This window comes from Paractinoplanes pyxinae, from assembly GCF_026626335.1.
Classification (GTDB): domain Bacteria; phylum Actinomycetota; class Actinomycetes; order Mycobacteriales; family Micromonosporaceae; genus Actinoplanes; species Actinoplanes pyxinae.
Window position 1 is genome coordinate 406,498 of record NZ_JAPNTZ010000009.1, and the last position, 18,231, is coordinate 424,728.

Consider the following 18,231-nt stretch of genomic DNA (forward strand, 5'->3'; position numbering starts at 1 on the left):
CCCGGGCTGGTTGATCGACATGCTCGGACTTGTCCAGCTCCAGTTGGAGACCCGGCGCGACGGCCGCACGGCGAGCGAACAGGAGACCAACGAGAGCACCCAGGAGTCGTTCCCAATCAGCCAATCGTCCTCTGCCGGCCACACGAGTCGCTGCCCAAGCAGCCCGGTTTGACCAGATCGGCTAGAGTCTCGCCGAGAGGTCGGCGGTCGCCTTGGCACGGGGATTCGGGCGTCGCGGAAAAATCTTGGCGGAAGACTAGACGGATTCCGTGGTTCGCGAGATCCGATGGCATGACCGACTTCAACGCCGAGGTCTTCAACAAGATCCTCGCCCAGCTGCCCGGCCCCCACGCGTTCTGGGTCTTCGGGGCGTTCATTCTCATCTCGATGGGCTACCGGCTGCTCGCCGAGCGGGAGCCTGGCCCTCGGCGTCGGACTGTTTGCCGTCGCCAGCGCCTACAGCTCGGCAGTCCTCTTCGCAGTCAGGAAGGCAACAGGATCTGAGCATATTGATCAACGGCGAGACGCGGACCGGACCTTGCGGTTCCTACTGTTCAGAGAGCCCCGAACATTCCAGCGCGACCGGGCTGCTGACTCTCTCCAGGAGGTCCCAAAAGAAGTCGGCCCGTCTAGATCACGCCGCAGAACAGCCCACCGTTGACAAGCCATGCGCGCGACATCTGTTCTGCGACGGCGCCTCCGCGGAACAGGTGTCGCGCACCAGCAATACGCTTCCGAACTGCCCAAACTCCCACGGGTGAGTCTCAGCCCCGAGAGAAGCCGCGCGATCAGATGTTTTCGACCAAGAATGCGGTCGGTCCTGAACTTGAACGTTGGGCGTGATCACGCGATCGTTCGTGCAGTCGGCCAGGCAGGAAACGCGACCAGGCCGGGAGCGCGGCGGTCTGCTAGTTGTCACCGCTACGGCAGCAGCGCCGGGCACTGCGACGAGGGTCCGGCGCGTGGCGTTCGTCTACCACTGCGGTGCAAGATCCATCGATCGAAGGCGACCACCGTCAGGGACGAACACTCATATGCACGCTGGCGGGCGGCACACGGCGTCGGGTCTGGTGATCCTCGGTGGCAGATGCTGTTCCAGCCTACGAGGCAGATGCCTTCGACCGCCGTCGGGCCGGGTAGCGACGGGTGTGGTGACCCGGCGGTGATCCTGTGCTGCGGCTTGGCCGGCCGCGTGTGCGGCAGCCAGGCCGCCCGGCCGGTGCATAACGCCCTGACCGGCGTCAGGGGCACTGGCTTTACGCAGGGTGATGGCTTCCGCGGGTGATCCGTGGGTGATCGGATGTTGGCGACCATTCCAGTACTACCGCGGCTGAATCAGCACGGCCGATCGGGCGCTAACGACCCCGGTAGGAGCCTCTTCATGGACTCGGCCGCGACCTGCGGAAACGAAAACACGCTCTGAACTGCCCAAACACCTTCGCATCGAATGCGCCAGAAGAGTGTAACGGACTGTACTAATGACCACTAGTCATCTGACTACGGATCAGAAGGTTAGGGGTTCGAGTCCCTTCGGGCGCACAGCAAGGCAGAGGCCCTGAGTCGCGAAAGCGTCGCTCAGGGCCTCTTTCGTTTCCGGATTCAGCGTGGTTCACCGGAAAAGTTTTCGGGTCGGTGACAACGTCTTCCCCGGCACGTGGGTCTTACCGGTTGTGACCACCGTTATGAGCCATCGAGCGGCCGGGACGCACGGCGCGGAGCACGAGTTCCGCGTCTTCGTTCAGGGCATCGCCGATTCGCTGTACCGCACCGCTTATCTGCTGTGCGGGGACCGGTTCCTGGCTGACGACCTTGTTCAGGAGGCTTTGGCCAAGGCCTACAGCAACTGGCGCAAGGTCCAGCGGGCCGACAGTCCGTCCGCGTATGTCCGCCGCATCCTGATCAACGAGTCGCGGCGCGGCTGGCGGAAGAACCGGAAGTACGCCGTGGAGTCGGGCGGCCGGGTGCCGGAGCCGGCGGTCGCCGACATGGCCGACGGCGTCGTGAACCGGGCCGAGCTGCTGCACGCGTTGCAGTCGCTGCCGGCGCGACAGCGGGCCACCGTCGTCCTGCGATTCCTCGAGGGCCTGAGCGAGCGGGAAACCGCCACGACCCTCGGGTGCAGCGAGGGCACCGTCAAGAGCCAGACGAGCCGCGCATTGATCAAGCTGAAGTCCGTTCTGAAGGAAGAGTACTGATATGTCCCACGACACCGAGGATCGCCTCACCACGGCGCTGCAAAGCTTCCGCTCCGACCTGTCGTACTCGCCGGAGGTCGACAAGATCCTGGACCGGGGCAAGAAGATCAGCCGTCGGCGGATCGCCTGGCGCGCCGCGGCCGGCGGTACGTTTGCCGCCGCTGCGGTCACGGCAGTGGCTCTCGCCGCTGGTGGCACCGGCGTCCCGGCCCGGTCGCCGGCGCCGAACCTCGCCGCCCCGGGCTCGTCCGCGACCGCCGAGCAGCCTCCGGTGGTGCGTCTGGTCGGCCACCTCACCACGCTCAAGCAGACCGAGGGCGACGCCACGCTGATCTCGCGCAGCCAGGCCTACACCGACGGCAAGAAGATCGACGTCTGGGACCTGCACGCCGACAACGGCGACTACTTCTTCGCCACGACCCGCGCCGGACTCCCGGCCCGGGTCGCGAAGGGCCGGTCGCAGATGGACAAGGCGGACGAGGCCGGCCGCAAGCGGGCGGTCGCCGCGGCGAAGCTGGCGGCCAAGGGCGACCTGAACGAGGCCCGTAAGCGGATGGCCCGTGCCTTCTACACCGGCGACAACCCGGTGCCCATCGAGGCTCCGGGCGCCGTCAAGCCGCTCTCGGAGGGGGCCAAGATCAAGGCGAAGATGTCGGGCACCAAGGCGGTTCCGGGCAACTACACCGACAACTGGGTGTGGAACACGTCGGTCGACGCGCTGCGCGACGGCGCCGGCGATCCGGCCGTCCGGGCCGGTGTGCTGCGGCTGCTGGACCAGATGCCGGAAATCGCCATCAAGGAGGGCACTCTCGACGGGCGGAAGGTCCTCACTCTGACCGCCGGTGCCCCGGCCGTCGACAGCCCGGAAAGCGTGGTCGTCGACGCCGGGAGCGGCATGCCCCTCAAGTACACCAACACCTTCGTCACCGTCACCTACACGGTCACCCGGGTGACGCTCGCCGACGTCGCCGCCGGAAAGTTCTGATCACCACCGAAGAAGGGCCGAGTCGCAGTACGCGGCTCGGCCCCTCTGCTGCCCGGCGATCATGGCCGGGTACTTCTCGTGCCGTCAGTCGGCCGTGACGGTGAGGGTCACCGGGCCGCCGGGGACCGGCTGGGAGTTGGGGTAGTCCGGCAGGTCCCAGCTGGTGGACAGGCCGCTCTCGTCGGTCAGCCGGAAACCGACGGTGTAGGTGCCGGGCTGGACTTCCCACGGCGACAGGTAGATGTAGCTGTCGACGGTTCCGTCCGACTGCTGGCCCGTCCCCCCGAACACCTGGTAGACGGTGTCGCCCTCGGCGTTGTAGACGCGTACCGAATACTGGTTGATCGGCGCGGTCTGGACCTTGGCCTTGATTTCGAGGTGGAGCGCGCGGTCACCGATCTGGCTCAGCGCGACAACCGACGGGTCGAGGGTGGCGCCGGTGATCGACGGCGGCGTGGTGTTCGGCTTGCGGCGTACCGTCAGCTTCGGATCGGGGGCGCCGTAGTCGCTGCCGTACACGGCAACCGCGCCGGCGCCGTCGACGATGGCCAAGCCGGTGACGGTGCAGTCGGTGGAGCGCTCGAACATCACGAACTCAGCGGTGACCGTGCTGCCCGAGAGCGATGCGGGGCCGTCCTGCCGGCAGCGGCCGTAGGGGCCGAACTCCAGGTTGACCGACGACAGGCCCTTGCGCAGCCCGGCCACGTCGAAGGTCACCTCGCCCTCGACGTCCTCGCGCCAGTTGTCGGCCTCGGCCGGGCTGATCGCGAAGTTGCTCGCGCTGACGACGGCGTTCGAGGTGACGGTGAACGGGGACGACTGCGGGTTCTTGAACGTGGATCGGCCGCCCACATTGTTGAAGACGACCATCTGCGCCAGCCGCCAGCTGCCCGCGGCGGCGCCCGCCGGAAGGGTCACGGAGATGTTGCACGACATGTACCAGAGGTCGCCGCCGGAGACGGAACCACAGCGCGTGCCGGTGCTGTATTCCTCGTACTCCCAGGTGAATGGCGTGCTGACGCTCTGCCCACCCGGGCCGGCCAGCTTCAGGGTGCCCTTCCAGAAGCCGGACTGCGCATCCTGCACGCCGAAGTCGTACGTGACCTCGCGCGAACCGTCGCCGACGTAGAGGTACGGCGGTGACGGCCGCTGAAGCGTCAGCGTCTCGACGCTGGGGCCGCTGCTGTCGATGCTGGTCGTTGCCGTGACGGTCGACGCGAAGTCGGCCAGCTTGGCCCGGCCGACCGAGAGCGTGAGGCCGTTGGTGGTCGCCGAGACGTTGGTGACCTCCCACGTCGTAGTGGTGGCGTCGGCCCAGCGCGGAACGCCGAGGCTGTATTCGTACGTGGACTCCTGCGGCGTACCGGAAACCCAGCTCGCGCCGTTGCAGCAGGTGTCGCCGTAGCTGAACTGCACCGTCTTCTCGTGCCCGACATACGCGCCGGTGACGCTGCTGCGCATCCGGAACGTGACGGAGCCGAAGAGATTCTCGGCGTCCGGGTCAGTGTTCTTGATCGTCCAGGTGAGGTTGTCGATGGCCGTGCCGGCCGAGGCGTCGACAGTCGGTTGTTCGAAGGCGAGGGCGGTGAGGGAGAGGCGGGGAGCGGCGGCCTGAGCCGCGGTGGCGCCGGTCGCGGTCGTGACGGCCGCGAACGCCAGCACCAGGGCACCGCGGAGGAGCCCGCGGGTGAAACGCAGATTCATGAGAATCTTTTACATCGTTATCGATCTTTGCGCTGCCCCGTCCGGCGGGAAGCGCTTCAGGCCACGAACTTAGTCCGGCGGCGACGGGCGACCAGGAAACCGCCCGCGCCGGCCAGCAGGAGCACCAAGCCGCCGCCGGCCACCAGCGCCGTGTTCGAGCCGGTGAGCGCGAGGCCGCCGCCACCGCCCTCGCCGTCGGCCGGGTCGGCCGGAGCGGCGGGGCCGGCCGTCGGCTCGGTTGTCGGCGGCGCGGTGGTCGTCGGGGTGGAGGGAGTCGCGGACGTGGGGGTCGGCGTCGGCTCGGTGGTGACCGTCTCGGTGGGCTCCGGCGCGTCGGAGGGCACGGTCGGCATCGGGCTGCCCGGCGGCGGGGGCGTCGGCGACGTGCTGGTCGGGGTGGGCGTACGGAGAACGAAGTAGAAACCGACCGAGCCGCGCGGGTTGTTGCTGCCCTCGCCGGTCGGAAGAGGCAGATTCGCCTTCTGCAGGGTCAGCGGCGTCTTGGTGCCCCGGACCGGCTCGCGGCCCTCCTGGGAGGCGGCGTTGCGGGCCAGGCCGCTGATGCCACCGTTCTCGGCGGCGTACGACTTCGGGTACCAGCTGAAGTTGAGCGTGTGCGGGTACTTGATGCGGCTCGCGTCGGCCTTGCCGGCGATGGTCAGGGGCGCCAGCAGGTAGCTCGTGGCCGCCTGCAGGTCGGTGTCGAACTCGCACCAGGCGCCGTTGACGATGTCGTCGCCGTAGTACTCGCAGTTGGTCCAGTCGCGCGGCAGCTCCATCTCGCCCGAGACGTAGAGGTCGACGACGACCCCGCGTACGGGTGTGGCGCCGACGTTCGCGATGCCGGCCGCCACGGCCAGCGTCTGGCCTTTCTGGAACGGGCGGTACGTCTGCAGGTCGCCCGCGCTCGCGTTGGTCAGCGCCACGAGCTGCGGCTCCGGCTCGGCGGCGGCGGCTTGCGCGGTCGACGGCAGCGCGATCGTGGCGGCGGTGACGGCGACGGCGCTCAGCGCGCGGATCAGGTGTTTCATGCGGTGGCTCCCCCGATGATCAAGTCAAAGCGCGGGAACCCTATCGACCTCAGGCGTCGGCCACAGTCCTCTGTCCGGCTGGTCGGGGTGGACCGGCTGGTCAAGGACTGCGGCCGGACCCTGAGCGCTAGTTGGCGCCGAGACCCTTGTCGAGGACCGTGGCCGAAGCTGTGATGGTCTTGGACCGGACCTTCCCGTTGCCGACCGTGTAGAGCGCATACGTGTGGGTTTCCTTGCTGCCCACCTCGCCGTTGCACGAGAACACGAACTCCTGCGAGCCCTTGAGCTCCACCGGCCCGTACGTGCCTGGGGTGTTGGTCGGATCGTCGACCGACAGGGCTCCGCCGGTGGCGCCGGTGATCTTCCATTCGATGATCAGGGGGACGGGGTCGGCGCGGAAGACGGCCGTGCCCTCGGCGCATTTGGGCTTCTGGGCGATGCGCAGGTAGACGATCCGCGGGCCGCGCTTGGCCGGCTTCTTCGCCGACGGCGACGTCGTGACGGTGACAGTGGTGGCAGGAACCGGGGACACCGGCACGGTGACATCCGGGGCGGCAACAGCGTCGGAGGGAGTGACAGCGGCACTGCGGACGACGTTGTCCGAGGCGGTCGGCTCGACGGCTGCGCATCCCGACAGCGTCGCGGCGCCGAGCAGAAGAGCGGTGGCGGTGGCTGACTTGCGATATCGGCTCACATCGAAAGGATCAGCGGCACCGCCAAAGAACCACCAAAGAGCGGATCCGACTACTTGGTGATCTTCACGGCCGCGCTGGTGGAACGGCCGTCGTAGTAGCCGGTCCGCTTGGCGACCACCGTCACGGTGACCGTCTTGTTGCGCCAGGCCGAGCTGATCTTCAGCGTGCGCGCGGACGAGCTGCGCACCAGCTTCCCGTTCACTCGCCACTCGTACCAGTACGACGTCGGCTTCGGCGACCACGAGCCCGTGCTCGCCGTCAGCGTCTGGCCGACCTTCGCCGTACCGGAAATCGCCGGCTTCTTGGTCGCCTTGGCGGCCTTGCCCTTGGCGGTGACTGCCGTCGCCGGCGACACCGCAACCCCGTTGGAGTAACCGGCCCGCACCGCCGTCACCTGGACTGTCAGCCGCTTGCCGGCCGCCGACGCCGGAACGGTCAGCGACGCGCTTGTCGCTCCCTTGATCGCGGCGCCGTTCGCCAGCCACTGGTAGCGGTAGCTCGTCGCGGCCGGAGTCCACGTGCCGGGCGTGGTCTTGAGAGGGGACCCCACGGCGACGGTGCCGGAGATGACCGGCTTCTTGGTCGCCTTCAGCTGAGGCGTGGTGATCGTGAACGCGTTCGCCACCTCGGCGTGCGGGCCGTACAGCCGGTCGATGGTGAGCGTCCACGCCCCGGTCGCGGCCGTGGCCAGCGGGAACGTGACGTCCATCGTCTTGCGGTCGGCGGCGACGGTCGTGATCGTGCCGGCGATCGGGTCGGCGCCGGCCCGGGTGAGCTTGACCTCGAGGCTGGTGCTGAACGCGTCGCCGGTCAGCTTCACCGTGGGGGTCGTTCCCCGTACGCCGGACGAAGGAACGATGCCGGTCGGGCGGTAGGCCGCGACGACGCCCAGGTCGACGACGGTTGGCGTCGCCGCGGTCACCACGAACACCGGGCTCTCGCCGTTCTGCTCGTACTGCGTCTCCGAGATCATCCGCAGGTCGGAGTCGGTGGCGTCGCTGCCGACATTCGGCTTCGTGAAGCGCCAGTTGTTCCGGATCAGCGTGCTCGAGATCTGATAACGCTTGGTCGGTACGTCGTACCGGTACGTGCCGTTGCAGGAGTTCGAGAAGCCGTAGCCGTCCTCGTCGTCCTGCGAGCGGATCGACAGCCCCACGTCGGTTGCGGCCGGCTCGCCCGCCTGCCGGATTCCGTCGGCGTTGAGGTCGTTGAAGACGGCGCCCCGCAGTTCCCCGGTCGCGACGACACGGATCGCCTTGGTCGCCGCATTGTCGGAGGTCGAGCTCTCCGGCGTTGTGGTCGTGGCGGTCGCGCCGACCACGAGCGTGGAGCCCGCCGATATACCCTCGACGCCGACCGTACGAGCAATGGCCCGCTTCGACTCGCCCGGCGCGAAGTCGCCGATGTGGGTGCACGTCATGACCGGGGAACCCCAGTCGCATTCCCAGTCGCTGGTGCTTTCCGAACCGGACACCCTCAGGCCCGCGGGCAGCGTCAGGGTCACGCTCACCCCGGCCGCCGGAAGTGCCCCGTCGTTGCGGATCAGCACGTCGATGCTGGACCAGCCGCCCGCCGGCAGGATGTTGCGCTGCGCCTGAACCTCGACGACCACGTTGGCGGTGTCGGCGGCCGCTGACGCGGGACCGGTGACCAGGAACGCGCCGGTCAGGCCGGCCAGAAGCGCGGAAGGCATGGACAAGGAACGCAGGAACGACACGTGATCCCCCGACTCTCCGGAGCCACCGTCCATCGGCGACACCCGATGCGCCGGGAGCGTAGTGCATGATCATCGATCGGAGGGGGCGGGCCTGTCGGCAACTCGGCCGGATGAACTGCGGGAAATACCCCCGAAAGCCGCCGTAAGCGCTAGTTACCGTTCCCGAGTGACAACCAAGAGAGATCGTAAAGACACGGCCAGTGACTGTACGGTCGCCGGCCGCCAGTATCGGGCCGGCTGGGCCGTCGCTACCGCCCTGGTCGGGCTGCTCGCGCTCACGGGCATCACCATCGCGCGCACCGGCGCGCAGGCCACACTCGCCCCGGACACCCAGCTGGTCGCGCACAGCACCGGCGCGGCTCTTGCCGCTCGCGCCCGCACGGTCGTGCCCGGCGCGGCCGGAATTATCGCCCTGCGCCCGGACGGCAAGGTCTTCGCCACCGTCCGCGGAACGGTGCGGCAGTGGAGCACGACCACCGGCCGTCGCGTCGGGGCGCCGCTGGCTGGGCTGACCGGTCCGGTCAACTCGGTCGTGTTCAGCCCGGACGGCCGGCAGCTCGCCGTGGCCGGCCGCGAGGTGGCGCTGTGGGACGCCACCACCGGACAGCGAGCCGGGGAGGCGCTGGCCGGGCACGTAGGGCCCGTCCGCTCGGTGGCCTTCAGCCCGACCGGCCAGCTGGTGGCCACCGCCGGCGATGACGGCACGGTCCGGCTGTGGAACCGGGAAACCGGAAAGCTGATCTACACCATGAACGGCCACGCCGGCGCGGTGCGCCTGGTCGTGTTCAGCCCGAACGGCGCCCGGCTGGCCTCCGTCGGCGCGGGTGACGACAACACCGTACGGCTGTGGCAGACCGCCACCGGCCAGCCGATCGGCGAGGCCCTGACAGTGAATCCGGGGCCGGTGTACGCGATGAGCTTCAGCCCCAACGGCCGGCTGCTGGCCGCCTCGGGTGGCGGGAAGATCGTACGGCTGTGGAACACGGCCACCGGCCGGCCCGCCGGCAAGCCGCTCACCAGCAGCTCCGCCCCCGTCTATGCGCTGACCTTCAGCCGCGGCGGCAAGCTGCTCGCCACCTCGTCCGGCGGTGAAAACACGGTGCAGCTGTGGAACGTGGCGACGCGCCAGGCGGCCGGCGAGGCCCTGAGCGGTCACACGGGCCCGGTGCGGGCGATGCGCTTCACCCCGAACGGCAAGCAGCTGGCCACGGGCAGCGACGACGGAACCGTACGGCTGTGGAACGCCACCACCGGCGCGGCGATCGGTGCACCTTTGACCGGCCACAACGCCCCGGTCTGGTCGGTCCGCATCACCCCCGACGCCAAACGCCTGATCACGGCCGGCGCCGACAACAAAGCCCGCCTGTGGCGAGTCCCCACCAAGCCCGCCGCCTGACCTGACGAGGGGCCGCCATCGCGACAACGCGGTGGCGGCCTTTTTATCGGCCGGGGGTGCCTTGCCAAGGCAGCGGGCTGGAGATTCGGTGCCACCACCATCGGGCGGAGGGGCCTGCCGGCAGCGGCCCGGTCTCGGATGTCAGCGCCCTTCCGCCGTCCTCGTGGGTCAGGTCGGTGAAGCGGGCGTCCACCTCGGCCAGCGCTGCGGCCGCGTCGGCGCGGACGGACTCCGGCAGGCTGCCCAGGCGGGCCGCCAACTCGTCCCGAATCAGCAGATCCTCCCGGTAATAGTCGGCCGGATACCAGCCGTCGGGCGCCCAGCCCTCCGCCAGCCGGGCGACCATGCTTTCCCACGCGCCGAGGCGCATCGTGAAGTCGCGTATCGCTGGTGACCGCTCGGCCAGACGATCACGGACCGGGGTCGGCATGCGGTACTCGCGGATCACCTCGGGTATCGGCGCCACCGGCAGACCGGGCAGGGCGGCCAGCGGCTGCTCGACGGCGTCGATGCGGAAGACGACCGGAGCGTCGTCGTCTTCATAGATGCGAGCCCTCGCGCGTGTGCCGTCCGGCCCGACCAGGTAGAAGGCGCTGGGCGGGGCGGGCAGAGCCTGATAGGCCACGACGGTCCCCAGCCGATTGGCGAGCCAGGCGGCGGCCAGCGGCTCGGCCGGCTGGTTCCCGACCGCCTCGCCGACGTAGACGTCGAGATGCCAGTGAAGGTCGCCCGCGACACTGGTGACGGTGCAGCTCACCGGCGCATCCCAGTCGCGGTCGTCGTCTCCGTCATCCCCGACGTCGACCTTGTCCGGGGTGAGCGCGAGCGTCTCGGCCAAGGCGACTGCGAGGCGGCCCCGGTCAAGCTCGCCGTGGATCCAAAACCCGTAGTTCACGGCTCATACGTCCCGTCGTAGATGGCCTTGGCTTTCGCCACCGCTTCAGGATTGGCGGTGAAACGCGGGTTTCTGCTCAATTGCGGGGCCGCGCTCAGGTCGCCCCCGGCCCGGACTATCTCTTTGAGCGCCGCGTACTCGTTGCGGTCGAGTTTGACCATACCGGCGCCGGAGTCCGGGAAGACTCTTCCGCTGGGCTCCACGCCGTAGGTGCGACCGTTGATCTCGTACCGCTGGCTGACCGGATCCCATACGCCGTCGCCCGCCGCGATCCCTCGCACGTCCGCCGCCGCGACTCCTTCATGCCCGCGGAGATAGACCGTGTTCTGTTCGTCGACGATGCCGTTGCGTGCGCCGGCGATGGTGTGCCGCCGGTGCGGCGGGTTGAGATCCCGGCCGCGGGCGCTTCCAGGTATGTCGTTCGCCGCTGGCCACGGCGGCCCGCCGGCTTCCGGAACGACGTCGGCACGGGTCGGTGTTTCGGAGGGACGGCCGGTCTCAGCTACGCGCGCGATCCGGGCCTGGGCGGCGGCGATGTTGTCGGGCTCGTCGGCGCCGGCGGTTCTGGGGCGGCGGGGCGGGGGTGGAGGTGGGTCGTTGCCGTTGCCACCGTGGGGGTGGGACTTGGGCATGGCCGCAGGGTAGCGGCGGCGGTCGAGGCCTTGATTGCCCGAATGACTAAAGTTTCTTTACAGATGTTGACTTGAGTGGCAGACATTTGGTCTGGTCGATGTGTCGCGCGGCAATCATCCCCCTCGGCGCACGAAAGGTCCGCCATGAAGAGAAAACGTCTGCTGACGATGCTGGCCGCGCTCACGCTGGGCGTTGTCGGTGCTCTGGTGCCGATGGTGACGGCCGAAGCGGCCGCCGCGTGCGTAACCCCGTACAACAACAGTGCCGTCTATACCGGCGGCATGACCGCGTCTTACAACGGCCACAACTGGACCGCCAAATGGTGGACGCAGGGCGAGGCGCCCAGCACCGGCGGCTCGAACGTCTGGCGAGACGACGGCGGCTGTGACGGCAACAGCGGTGGCAACGGTGGCGGCGGGTCCACTTGCAACTATCCGAATTGGGTGGCGCAGCAGTATTACCCGGCCGGCGCCATCGTGCGCTACACGAATGGGCTGTACTACCAGGCCACGCACGAGAATCCCGGCTATGACCCGGTCATCAGCACCTGGTACTGGTCGCCCTATTCCTGCACGGGCGGCGGCGGCAACAACGGCGGCGGTAACACAGGCGGCTTCGTCGTCAGCGAGGCCCAGTTCAATCAGATGTTCCCGGGCCGGAACGGCTTTTATACGTACGCCGGTCTGACCGACGCCATGAAGAAGTACCCGTCGTTCGCCACCTCGGGCAGCGACACGGTGAAGAAGCAGGAGGCGGCGGCCTTCCTGGCCAACGTCAGCCACGAGACCGGCGGGCTCGTCTACATCGACGAGATCAACCAGGCCAACTGGCCGCACTACTGCGACTACTCCCAGCCGTACGGCTGCCCGGCCGGTCAGTCCGCCTATCACGGTCGCGGGCCGATTCAGCTGAGCTGGAACTTCAACTACTACGCGGCCGGCAACGCGCTCGGCATCGACCTGCTCAACAACCCGAATCTGGTCGCCACCAATTCGTCGATCTCGTGGCAGACCGGCCTCTGGTACTGGATGACCGGAACCGGCGCCGCGGGCACCACTTCGCACAACGCGATGGTCAACGGCAACGGCTTCGGCACCACGATCAAGGCCATCAACAGCATCGAATGCAATGGCGGCAACACCGGCCAGGTGCAGAGCCGCATCAACCTCTACACGCGGTTCGCGGGCATTCTGGGCGTGCCCACCGGCGGCAATCTGAGCTGCTGAGCCGGCCTGGAGCGAGTGCCGCCGGAAACCCCGGCGGCACTCGTGTTTCCGCATTTCCGGGGCGTGCGAAACGCGGTTCGTGTTTCGCTGGGGACGCGAACAAAAGGGCGTTGAACCCCGACCGGGAGCCTGGTGTGACGGCTGACAACAGAAGTGGCCTGCTGCGATTCGTGACCGACCGGCGGGTGGGCACGAAGATCATGATGGCGGTCGTCGCGGTGACGTTGTTCAGCGTGGTCGACGGCGTGATCGCGTTGCGCAGCCTGGGCGAGACGAACGCGCAGGTCGGCGCCGGCTATCAGCACAGCCTCGAGCTCGAGACAGTCGGGAATCTGCGGGCGGCCGTCAACCGTACGTGGCTGGCTGCCAACGACTATCTGCTCGAGGTCGACGATGCCGGGCGCACCAAAGCGAAGGCGGCCCTGACCAACGCCGAGGGTGAGGTCGAGCAGTACGCCGGCGCCTTCGAGGCGTACCCGGTCGGCGCCGACATGCGCGCCGCGGAGGCCACCTTCAAGACCGCCTGGGGTTCGTACGTCGATGTGCTCGCCACCCGCATCCTGACCGCCGGGGCCCTGCGTGACCGGGCGGCTCTGCAGGTCGCCCGGGCCGGACCGCTGGCCGACGCCATGGCCGCGGTCCGTACCCCGATGACGAAGCTGTCCGACCTCACCGTCCGGGCCGCCGCGGCTCAGCAGACCACGGCGCAGAGCCGCTACCAGTCGACGAAGTGGCTGGTCATCTTCATCCTGGTCGGGGGCGGCGTGCTGGGCGTGGGGCTGGCCGTCGGCATCACCCGGCTCATCGTGCGGCCCCTGTCGACGTGTGTGCGGGCGCTCAAGCAGGTCGGCACGGGCGACCTGACAGTGCGCGTGCAGGTGGACAGCGCGGATGAGGTGGGCGATATGGCCCGTACGCTCAATGCGACAGCCGAGGCGATGGCCGGCACGGTCGGGCGGGTGCACGCGAACTCGGATCTGCTGGCCTCCGCCTCCGAAGAGCTGTCGTCGGTATCGTCGCAGCTCGCGGCCTCCGCCGAAGAGACGTCCGTGCAGGTCAACACCGTTTCGGACTCGGCCGGGCTGGTCTCTCAGGGCGTGCAGGCGGTCTCGGCGGGCGCGGAAGAGATGGGCGTGTCGATCCGCGAGATCTCGAACAGCGCGAACGAGGCGGCCGGGGTCGCCGCCGACGCCGCGCGCAAGGCCGAGTCGACCAACACCAGCGTGGCCCGGCTGGGCGACGCGTCGGCGCAGATCGGTACGGTCGTCGCGCTGATCACCTCGATCGCCGAGCAGACCAATCTGCTCGCGCTGAACGCCACGATCGAGGCGGCCCGGGCCGGCGAGTCCGGCAAGGGGTTCGCCGTCGTGGCCTCCGAGGTCAAAGACCTGGCCCAGGAGACGGCCCGCGCCACCCAGCAGATCACCGAGCAGGTCGGCGCGATTCAGGACGAGGCGGGCAACGCGGTCGACGCGATCCGGCAGATCGCCGAGGTCATCGGGACAATCAATGACTACGCGACGACGATCGCGGCCGCTGTCGAGGAGCAGACCGCGACGACGGCCGAGATCGCGCGCAGTGTCGGTCAGGCCGCGGAAGGGTCGTCGAGCATCGCCGACACGATCACCGGCGTCGCCCAGGCCGCCCACCAGGTGACCTCGGGCGCGACCGAGACCCAGCGGACGGCCTCCGAGCTGGCCCGTACGGCGGCGGACCTGCAGAGCACCGTGGCGACCTACCGGCTCTAGAAGGACACCCCGTCGAGCGCCGCGATCTCGTCGGCGGTCAGCTCGAGCGTGGCCGAGGCGATGAGCGCCGGCACCTGCTCAACGGTCCGGGCGCTCGCGATCGGGGCCGCAACCTGCTTGCGCGTACGCAACCAGGCCAGCGCCACTGAGGCCGGCTCCACACCATGCGCGTCGGCCACGTCGACGAGCACCTTGACCACGGCCAGCCCGTCCTCGGTCAGGTACTTCTTCGCGCCCCCGCCGCGCGGGCCGCTCGCCAGGTCGTCCGTCGTCCGGTACTTGCCGGTGAGGAAGCCGCTGGCCAGGGCGTAGTAGGGCAGCACGGCCAGGTTCTCCTCGGCCGCCACCGGCGCGATGTTCTGCTCGTAGGCCTGGCGCTCGACCAGGTTGTAGTGGGGCTGCACGGCCACCGGCAGCACGAAGTTGTTGCGCCGCGCCACCTCGAACCACTCACGGATGCGCTCGGCGGTGTAGTTGGAGACGCCGACGGCGCGCACCTTGCCCGCCTTGACCAGGGCGTCGAAGGCGCCCGCGGTCTCTTCGAGCGGGGTCTCGGCGTCGTCGTAGTGCGCGTAGTAGAGGTCGATGTAGTCGGTGCCGAGCCGCGCGAGGGAGGCGTCGGCCGCGGCGGCGATGTTGGCGGCGGCCAGACCACGGAACTGCGGATGCTGGCTGACCTTGGTGGCGACAACGACGTCGGCCCGGTTCTTCCGGCTCGACAGCCACTTGCCGATGATCGTCTCGGACTCGCCGCCGGAGTTGCCCGGCACCCAGGCCGAGTACCCGTCCGCGGTGTCGAGGAAGTTGCCGCCGGCCTCGACGAAGGCGTCGAGGACCCGGTGCGAGGTGGCCTCGTCGCTGGTCCAGCCGAAGACGTTGCCGCCGAGGTTCAGCGGGAACACCTCGATGCCACTGCTGCCCAGAGTGCTCATGGGGTCATCCTCTCTCTATTGTCTGACCGATCGAATACCCACCTCCTGTGTTTCATGGGCGTGAGCCTGGTCGCCCTGACTGATCCGGAGCAGTCGCAGAGCATGCTGGTCGGCCGTGCCGGCGGGCGCGGTGTAGACGAACATCGTCTGCTCGGCGTCGCCGGGCATCGCCAGCGCCTGATACGTGATCGTCAGGTCGCCGACGGTCGGATGGTGGAACCGCTTGGTGCCGCTCGTCCGGGCCAGCACCTGGTGGTCGGCCCACCAGCGGCGGAACTCCTCGCTCTTCACCGACAGCTCGCCGACCAGGGCCGACAGATCGGGGTCGTCGGGGTGGCGACCGGCGTCGACCCGCAACGTGGCCACCGTCTCGGCCGCGATCACAGCCCAGTCCGAATGCAGCTCGCGGGCGTTCTCGTCGAGGAAGATGAACCGTGCGTAGTTGCGCTCGCGGGCCGGCAACGCGTTGAAGTCGCAGATGAGGGCACGCGCGGTGTGGTTGACGGCCAGCACGTCCATGCGCCGGCCCACGATGAACGCGGGTGCGGCAGCCTCGTCGAGCGTTTCCAGCAGCTGGTACGTCGCCGGGGCGACCCGCTGCGGCCGGCGCGGGGCACGACGGCGGGTCCCGCGGGGCCGGGCGAGCTCGAAGAAATGCGCCCGCTCAGTGTCGTCCAGGCGCAGGGCGCGAGCGATGGCGTCCAGCACCGCTTCCGACGGGTTGAGGTTGCGGCCCTGTTCGAGGCGTACGTAGTAATCAACGCTCACCCCGGCCAGCGCGGCCAGCTCTTCGCGCCGCAGCCCCGGCACGCGGCGGATGCCGGGCGTCTTACCCTCGGGCCGCAGGCGGGCACGCCGGGACCGCAGGAACTCCTTGAGGTCAGCGTTGTGAGCCATGGGATCAAGTATCGGCGCGGCCGGGCCGTCGCCGGCGGCGCAACCTGGTACCGGTGTTCCTAGGCTGACCCGACCCTGTTTAGGCAGCTCGGACGGGGTGCCGGCGAGGTCGGATGGTGGCATGACAACTTTCCGTTCCGCCCAGGTCGACGCGCCCGGCGCCCCGTTCCGCATCGTCGAGAGTGAGTTGCCGGCTCCGAGTCGCGGTCAGGTGCGCATCGCCGTGGAAGCCTGCGGTGTCTGCCGCACCGACGCCGCCTTCGTCAACGCCGCCTTCCCGGTGTCGTTCCCCCTGGTCACCGGGCACGAGATCGCCGGCCGGGTGGACGCCGTGGGCGACGACGTGACCGGCTGGGCGCCCGGCGACCGGGTCGCGGTCGGCTGGTTCGGCGGCAACTGCGGCGTCTGTGCACCCTGCCGCTCGGGTGACTTCATTCATTGCGTACGGCTACAGGTACCCGGATGGGCCTACCCCGGTGGCTACGCCGAGGCGATCGTCGTGCCCGCCACCGCCCTGGCCCGCGTACCCGACGTCATCAGCGCGGTCGAGGCCGCCCCGATGGGCTGTGCGGGCGTGGCCACGTTCAACGGCCTGCGCCGCAGCGTCGCCCGCCCCGGTGACCTGGTCGCCGTGCTCGGTCTCGGCGGGCTGGGCCACCTGGCGGTGCAGTTCGCGTCGAAGATGGGCTTCGAGACCGTGGCCGTCGCCCGCGGCGCCGCCCGGGCCGAGGTCGCCGCCGAGCTGGGCGCCCACCACTACGTCGACAGCGCCGCCGGCGACGTGGCGGCCCAGCTGCAGGCTCTGGGCGGCCCGCGGGTCGTGCTGGCCACCGCGGGCGACTCGGCCGCGATGAGCGCCACCATCGACGGCCTGGCCCCGGCCGGCCAGCTGATCGTCGTCGGCGCCGACCCGGCCCCGATCGAGGTGAGCCCGTTCCAGATCATCGCGACGTCGCGCTCGGTGCACGGCCACCCCTCCGGCACCGCCCACGAGGTCGAGGAGACGCTGCGCTTCGCCGCCCTCACCGGCATCCGCCCGCAAACCGAGACTCGCCCCCTGACCGAGGCGCAATCCGCCTACGACCGCATGCTCAACGGCGACGCCCGCTACCGGATGGTGCTCACAGCAGGCTGACGACGTGGCGGGCACAGCCCCACGAGACGCTCACCCCGGCGCCGCCGTGGCCGTAGTTGTGCAGCACCGTGCCGTCCCCGTTCAGGCTCGTGCGCTCGGCCCGCACTCGGTCGCGGGCCGGGCGGATGCCGACCCGGTGGTCCAGGACCCGCGCCCCGCGCAGGCTGGGTTCGATCCGGGCGCACCGGGCGATGATGCCGGCCGCGACTTTGTCGTCCGGGGCGAGATCCCACCGTCGCTCGTCGGCCGTGCCGCCGAGGACGACCACGTCGCGGTGGGGAAGCAGGTACGTGAGCTCGCTGTCGATCTGGCTGTGCTCGGCGACGAAGCGGTTGATGCCCGGGTTGCTGACCACGACCAGCTCGCCGCGGATGGGCCGCAGGGCCGGATCGGGTACGAGCTCGCGTGCGCCCAGGCCCGTGCAGTTGACCACGACCGGCGCTTCGGCGGCGACCTCGTCCAACGTGGAGACCCGGCGTCGTTCGACAGTGCCGCCGTGCTTCTCGACCAGCACCTTCTGCAGATAACGCAGGTAGACCGGCATGTCGACCAGCGGCACCGTGTAGCTCCAGCCGCTGGTGAAGCCGACTGGCAGTTCCTCGCGCTCGCACTGCCGGAAATCGGGCACCCGGGTGGCCCAGCTGGGCGGTTGAGCCGGGGCGCGGCTGACCTCTTGCCCGAAGACCATCGAGACGCCGGCGTCCTCGTCGCTCGCCAGCATCCGCAGCTCGTCGAACGTCCGCTCGGCCCACTCCGGGGCGCGGTCGTCGTCGAGGAGGTAGGGCGAATAGATGGCGCCGGCGGCGTATGACGTCGTGTCTGCGGCCTGTTCGGCGGCCCAGACCCGTACGGCGTAGCCCGCTTCGGCCAGGCACACGGCTGTGGTCAGGCCGGACACGCCACCACCGACCACAATGGCGTCCCTGGAGCGGCGTCTCATCAGCCGAGCGTAACGGCACGAAGTCACTTCCGTTAACATGCCTTCACCGTCATACCGCCCGCCGCAACGCTTTCGCCGCAACGCGATCCGGCCGCGGCGGAA

At 69.3% G+C, this 18,231-nt stretch carries 16 protein-coding genes and 1 tRNA gene; 8 read left to right on the top strand and 9 right to left on the bottom strand.

Annotated features, from left to right (window positions below):
- The first annotated feature begins 291 nt into the window (after window positions 1-291).
- The 4 genes from OWR29_RS26915 to OWR29_RS26930 all read left to right on the top strand — a co-directional run bounded on the left by OWR29_RS26915 (window position 292) and on the right by OWR29_RS26930 (window position 3,180).
- Entirely contained in the window at window positions 292-504 is a 213-nt protein-coding gene (locus OWR29_RS26915; protein ID WP_267566036.1) for a hypothetical protein, read from the top strand.
- Between the two features lie 945 nt (window positions 505-1,449).
- Window positions 1,450-1,539 (top strand) — tRNA-Arg (locus OWR29_RS26920).
- 143 nt (window positions 1,540-1,682) lie between these two features.
- Window positions 1,683-2,195 (top strand): SigE family RNA polymerase sigma factor, encoded by a 513-nt coding sequence (locus OWR29_RS26925; protein ID WP_267566037.1) that lies wholly within the window; start codon window positions 1,683-1,685, stop codon window positions 2,193-2,195.
- Window position 2,196: 1 nt separating this feature from the next.
- Window positions 2,197-3,180: a hypothetical protein gene (locus OWR29_RS26930; RefSeq protein ID WP_267566038.1), complete on the top strand. Its 984-nt coding sequence runs from the start codon at window positions 2,197-2,199 to the stop codon at window positions 3,178-3,180.
- Window positions 3,181-3,264: 84 nt separating this feature from the next.
- On the opposite strand, the gene OWR29_RS26935 is transcribed toward OWR29_RS26930, so the two are convergent.
- From OWR29_RS26935 to OWR29_RS26950, 4 genes are all read right to left on the bottom strand, one after another.
- Window positions 3,265-4,884: a hypothetical protein gene (locus OWR29_RS26935; RefSeq protein ID WP_267566039.1), complete on the bottom strand. Its 1,620-nt coding sequence runs from the start codon at window positions 4,882-4,884 to the stop codon at window positions 3,265-3,267.
- Window positions 4,885-4,940: 56 nt separating this feature from the next.
- Window positions 4,941-5,915, bottom strand: a complete 975-nt coding sequence (locus OWR29_RS26940; RefSeq protein WP_267566040.1) for a hypothetical protein — start codon at window positions 5,913-5,915, stop codon at window positions 4,941-4,943.
- Window positions 5,916-6,042: 127 nt separating this feature from the next.
- On the bottom strand, window positions 6,043-6,609 hold the full coding sequence (locus OWR29_RS26945) for a hypothetical protein (RefSeq protein WP_267566041.1): 567 nt from the start codon (window positions 6,607-6,609) through the stop codon (window positions 6,043-6,045).
- Window positions 6,610-6,659: 50 nt separating this feature from the next.
- Window positions 6,660-8,303, bottom strand: a complete 1,644-nt coding sequence (locus tag OWR29_RS26950) for an SdrD B-like domain-containing protein (protein ID WP_267566042.1) — start codon at window positions 8,301-8,303, stop codon at window positions 6,660-6,662.
- 190 nt (window positions 8,304-8,493) lie between these two features.
- Here OWR29_RS26950 and OWR29_RS26955 point away from each other — a divergent pair, with 190 nt between their 5' ends.
- Complete coding sequence (locus OWR29_RS26955; RefSeq protein ID WP_267566043.1) at window positions 8,494-9,723, top strand: WD40 repeat domain-containing protein; 1,230 nt, start codon at window positions 8,494-8,496, stop codon at window positions 9,721-9,723.
- Between the two features lie 43 nt (window positions 9,724-9,766).
- On the opposite strand, the gene OWR29_RS26960 is transcribed toward OWR29_RS26955, so the two are convergent.
- Window positions 9,767-10,618 (bottom strand): hypothetical protein, encoded by an 852-nt coding sequence (locus OWR29_RS26960; RefSeq protein ID WP_267566044.1) that lies wholly within the window; start codon window positions 10,616-10,618, stop codon window positions 9,767-9,769.
- Window positions 10,615-11,250 carry a hypothetical protein gene (locus OWR29_RS26965; protein ID WP_267566045.1) on the bottom strand — a complete coding sequence of 212 codons (636 nt, stop codon included), beginning with the start codon at window positions 11,248-11,250 and terminating at the stop codon, window positions 10,615-10,617. Before OWR29_RS26965 ends, OWR29_RS26960 begins: the two co-directional genes overlap by 4 nt.
- Before the next feature lie 144 nt (window positions 11,251-11,394).
- Between OWR29_RS26965 and OWR29_RS26970 the strand changes: the two genes are divergently transcribed.
- On the top strand, window positions 11,395-12,477 hold the full coding sequence (locus tag OWR29_RS26970) for a glycoside hydrolase family 19 protein (protein ID WP_267566046.1): 1,083 nt from the start codon (window positions 11,395-11,397) through the stop codon (window positions 12,475-12,477).
- 134 nt (window positions 12,478-12,611) lie between these two features.
- Window positions 12,612-14,225, top strand: coding sequence for a methyl-accepting chemotaxis protein (locus OWR29_RS26975; RefSeq protein WP_267566047.1), 1,614 nt, complete (start codon window positions 12,612-12,614; stop codon window positions 14,223-14,225).
- Here the strand turns inward: OWR29_RS26975 and OWR29_RS26980 are convergent.
- Window positions 14,222-15,157: an aldo/keto reductase gene (locus OWR29_RS26980; protein ID WP_267566048.1), complete on the bottom strand. Its 936-nt coding sequence runs from the start codon at window positions 15,155-15,157 to the stop codon at window positions 14,222-14,224. The two genes, OWR29_RS26975 and OWR29_RS26980, sit on opposite strands and share 4 nt — an antisense overlap.
- A gap of 15 nt (window positions 15,158-15,172) precedes the next feature.
- The gene (locus tag OWR29_RS26985; protein WP_267566049.1) at window positions 15,173-16,054 is read right to left on the bottom strand and encodes a helix-turn-helix domain-containing protein; all 882 of its coding nucleotides are present in this window, start codon (window positions 16,052-16,054) and stop codon (window positions 15,173-15,175) included.
- Window positions 16,055-16,175: 121 nt separating this feature from the next.
- On the opposite strand from OWR29_RS26985, the gene OWR29_RS26990 reads away from it, so the two are divergent.
- A complete protein-coding gene (locus OWR29_RS26990; RefSeq protein ID WP_267566050.1) occupies window positions 16,176-17,189 on the top strand; it encodes an alcohol dehydrogenase catalytic domain-containing protein in 1,014 nt (337 codons plus the stop codon).
- On the opposite strand, the gene OWR29_RS26995 is transcribed toward OWR29_RS26990, so the two are convergent.
- Window positions 17,176-18,129, bottom strand: a complete 954-nt coding sequence (locus OWR29_RS26995) for an FAD-dependent oxidoreductase (RefSeq protein WP_267566051.1) — start codon at window positions 18,127-18,129, stop codon at window positions 17,176-17,178. The two genes, OWR29_RS26990 and OWR29_RS26995, sit on opposite strands and share 14 nt — an antisense overlap.
- Window positions 18,130-18,231: the final 102 nt, after the last annotated feature.

Excerpts from the sequence above, each read along its gene's own strand:
- OWR29_RS26915 (WP_267566036.1), top strand. The coding sequence starts at position 292 with ATGACCGACTTCAACGCCGAGGTCTTCAACAAGATCCTCGCCCAGCTG.
- OWR29_RS26925 (WP_267566037.1), top strand. The coding sequence starts at position 1,683 with ATGAGCCATCGAGCGGCCGGGACGCACGGCGCGGAGCACGAGTTCCGC.
- OWR29_RS26930 (WP_267566038.1), top strand. The coding sequence starts at position 2,197 with ATGTCCCACGACACCGAGGATCGCCTCACCACGGCGCTGCAAAGCTTC.
- OWR29_RS26935 (WP_267566039.1), bottom strand. The coding sequence starts at position 4,884 with ATGAATCTGCGTTTCACCCGCGGGCTCCTCCGCGGTGCCCTGGTGCTG.
- OWR29_RS26940 (WP_267566040.1), bottom strand. The coding sequence starts at position 5,915 with ATGAAACACCTGATCCGCGCGCTGAGCGCCGTCGCCGTCACCGCCGCC.
- OWR29_RS26950 (WP_267566042.1), bottom strand. The coding sequence starts at position 8,303 with ATGCCTTCCGCGCTTCTGGCCGGCCTGACCGGCGCGTTCCTGGTCACC.
- OWR29_RS26965 (WP_267566045.1), bottom strand. The coding sequence starts at position 11,250 with ATGCCCAAGTCCCACCCCCACGGTGGCAACGGCAACGACCCACCTCCA.
- OWR29_RS26970 (WP_267566046.1), top strand. The coding sequence starts at position 11,395 with ATGAAGAGAAAACGTCTGCTGACGATGCTGGCCGCGCTCACGCTGGGC.
- OWR29_RS26980 (WP_267566048.1), bottom strand. The coding sequence starts at position 15,157 with ATGAGCACTCTGGGCAGCAGTGGCATCGAGGTGTTCCCGCTGAACCTC.
- OWR29_RS26985 (WP_267566049.1), bottom strand. The coding sequence starts at position 16,054 with ATGGCTCACAACGCTGACCTCAAGGAGTTCCTGCGGTCCCGGCGTGCC.
- OWR29_RS26990 (WP_267566050.1), top strand. The coding sequence starts at position 16,176 with ATGACAACTTTCCGTTCCGCCCAGGTCGACGCGCCCGGCGCCCCGTTC.
- OWR29_RS26995 (WP_267566051.1), bottom strand. The coding sequence starts at position 18,129 with ATGAGACGCCGCTCCAGGGACGCCATTGTGGTCGGTGGTGGCGTGTCC.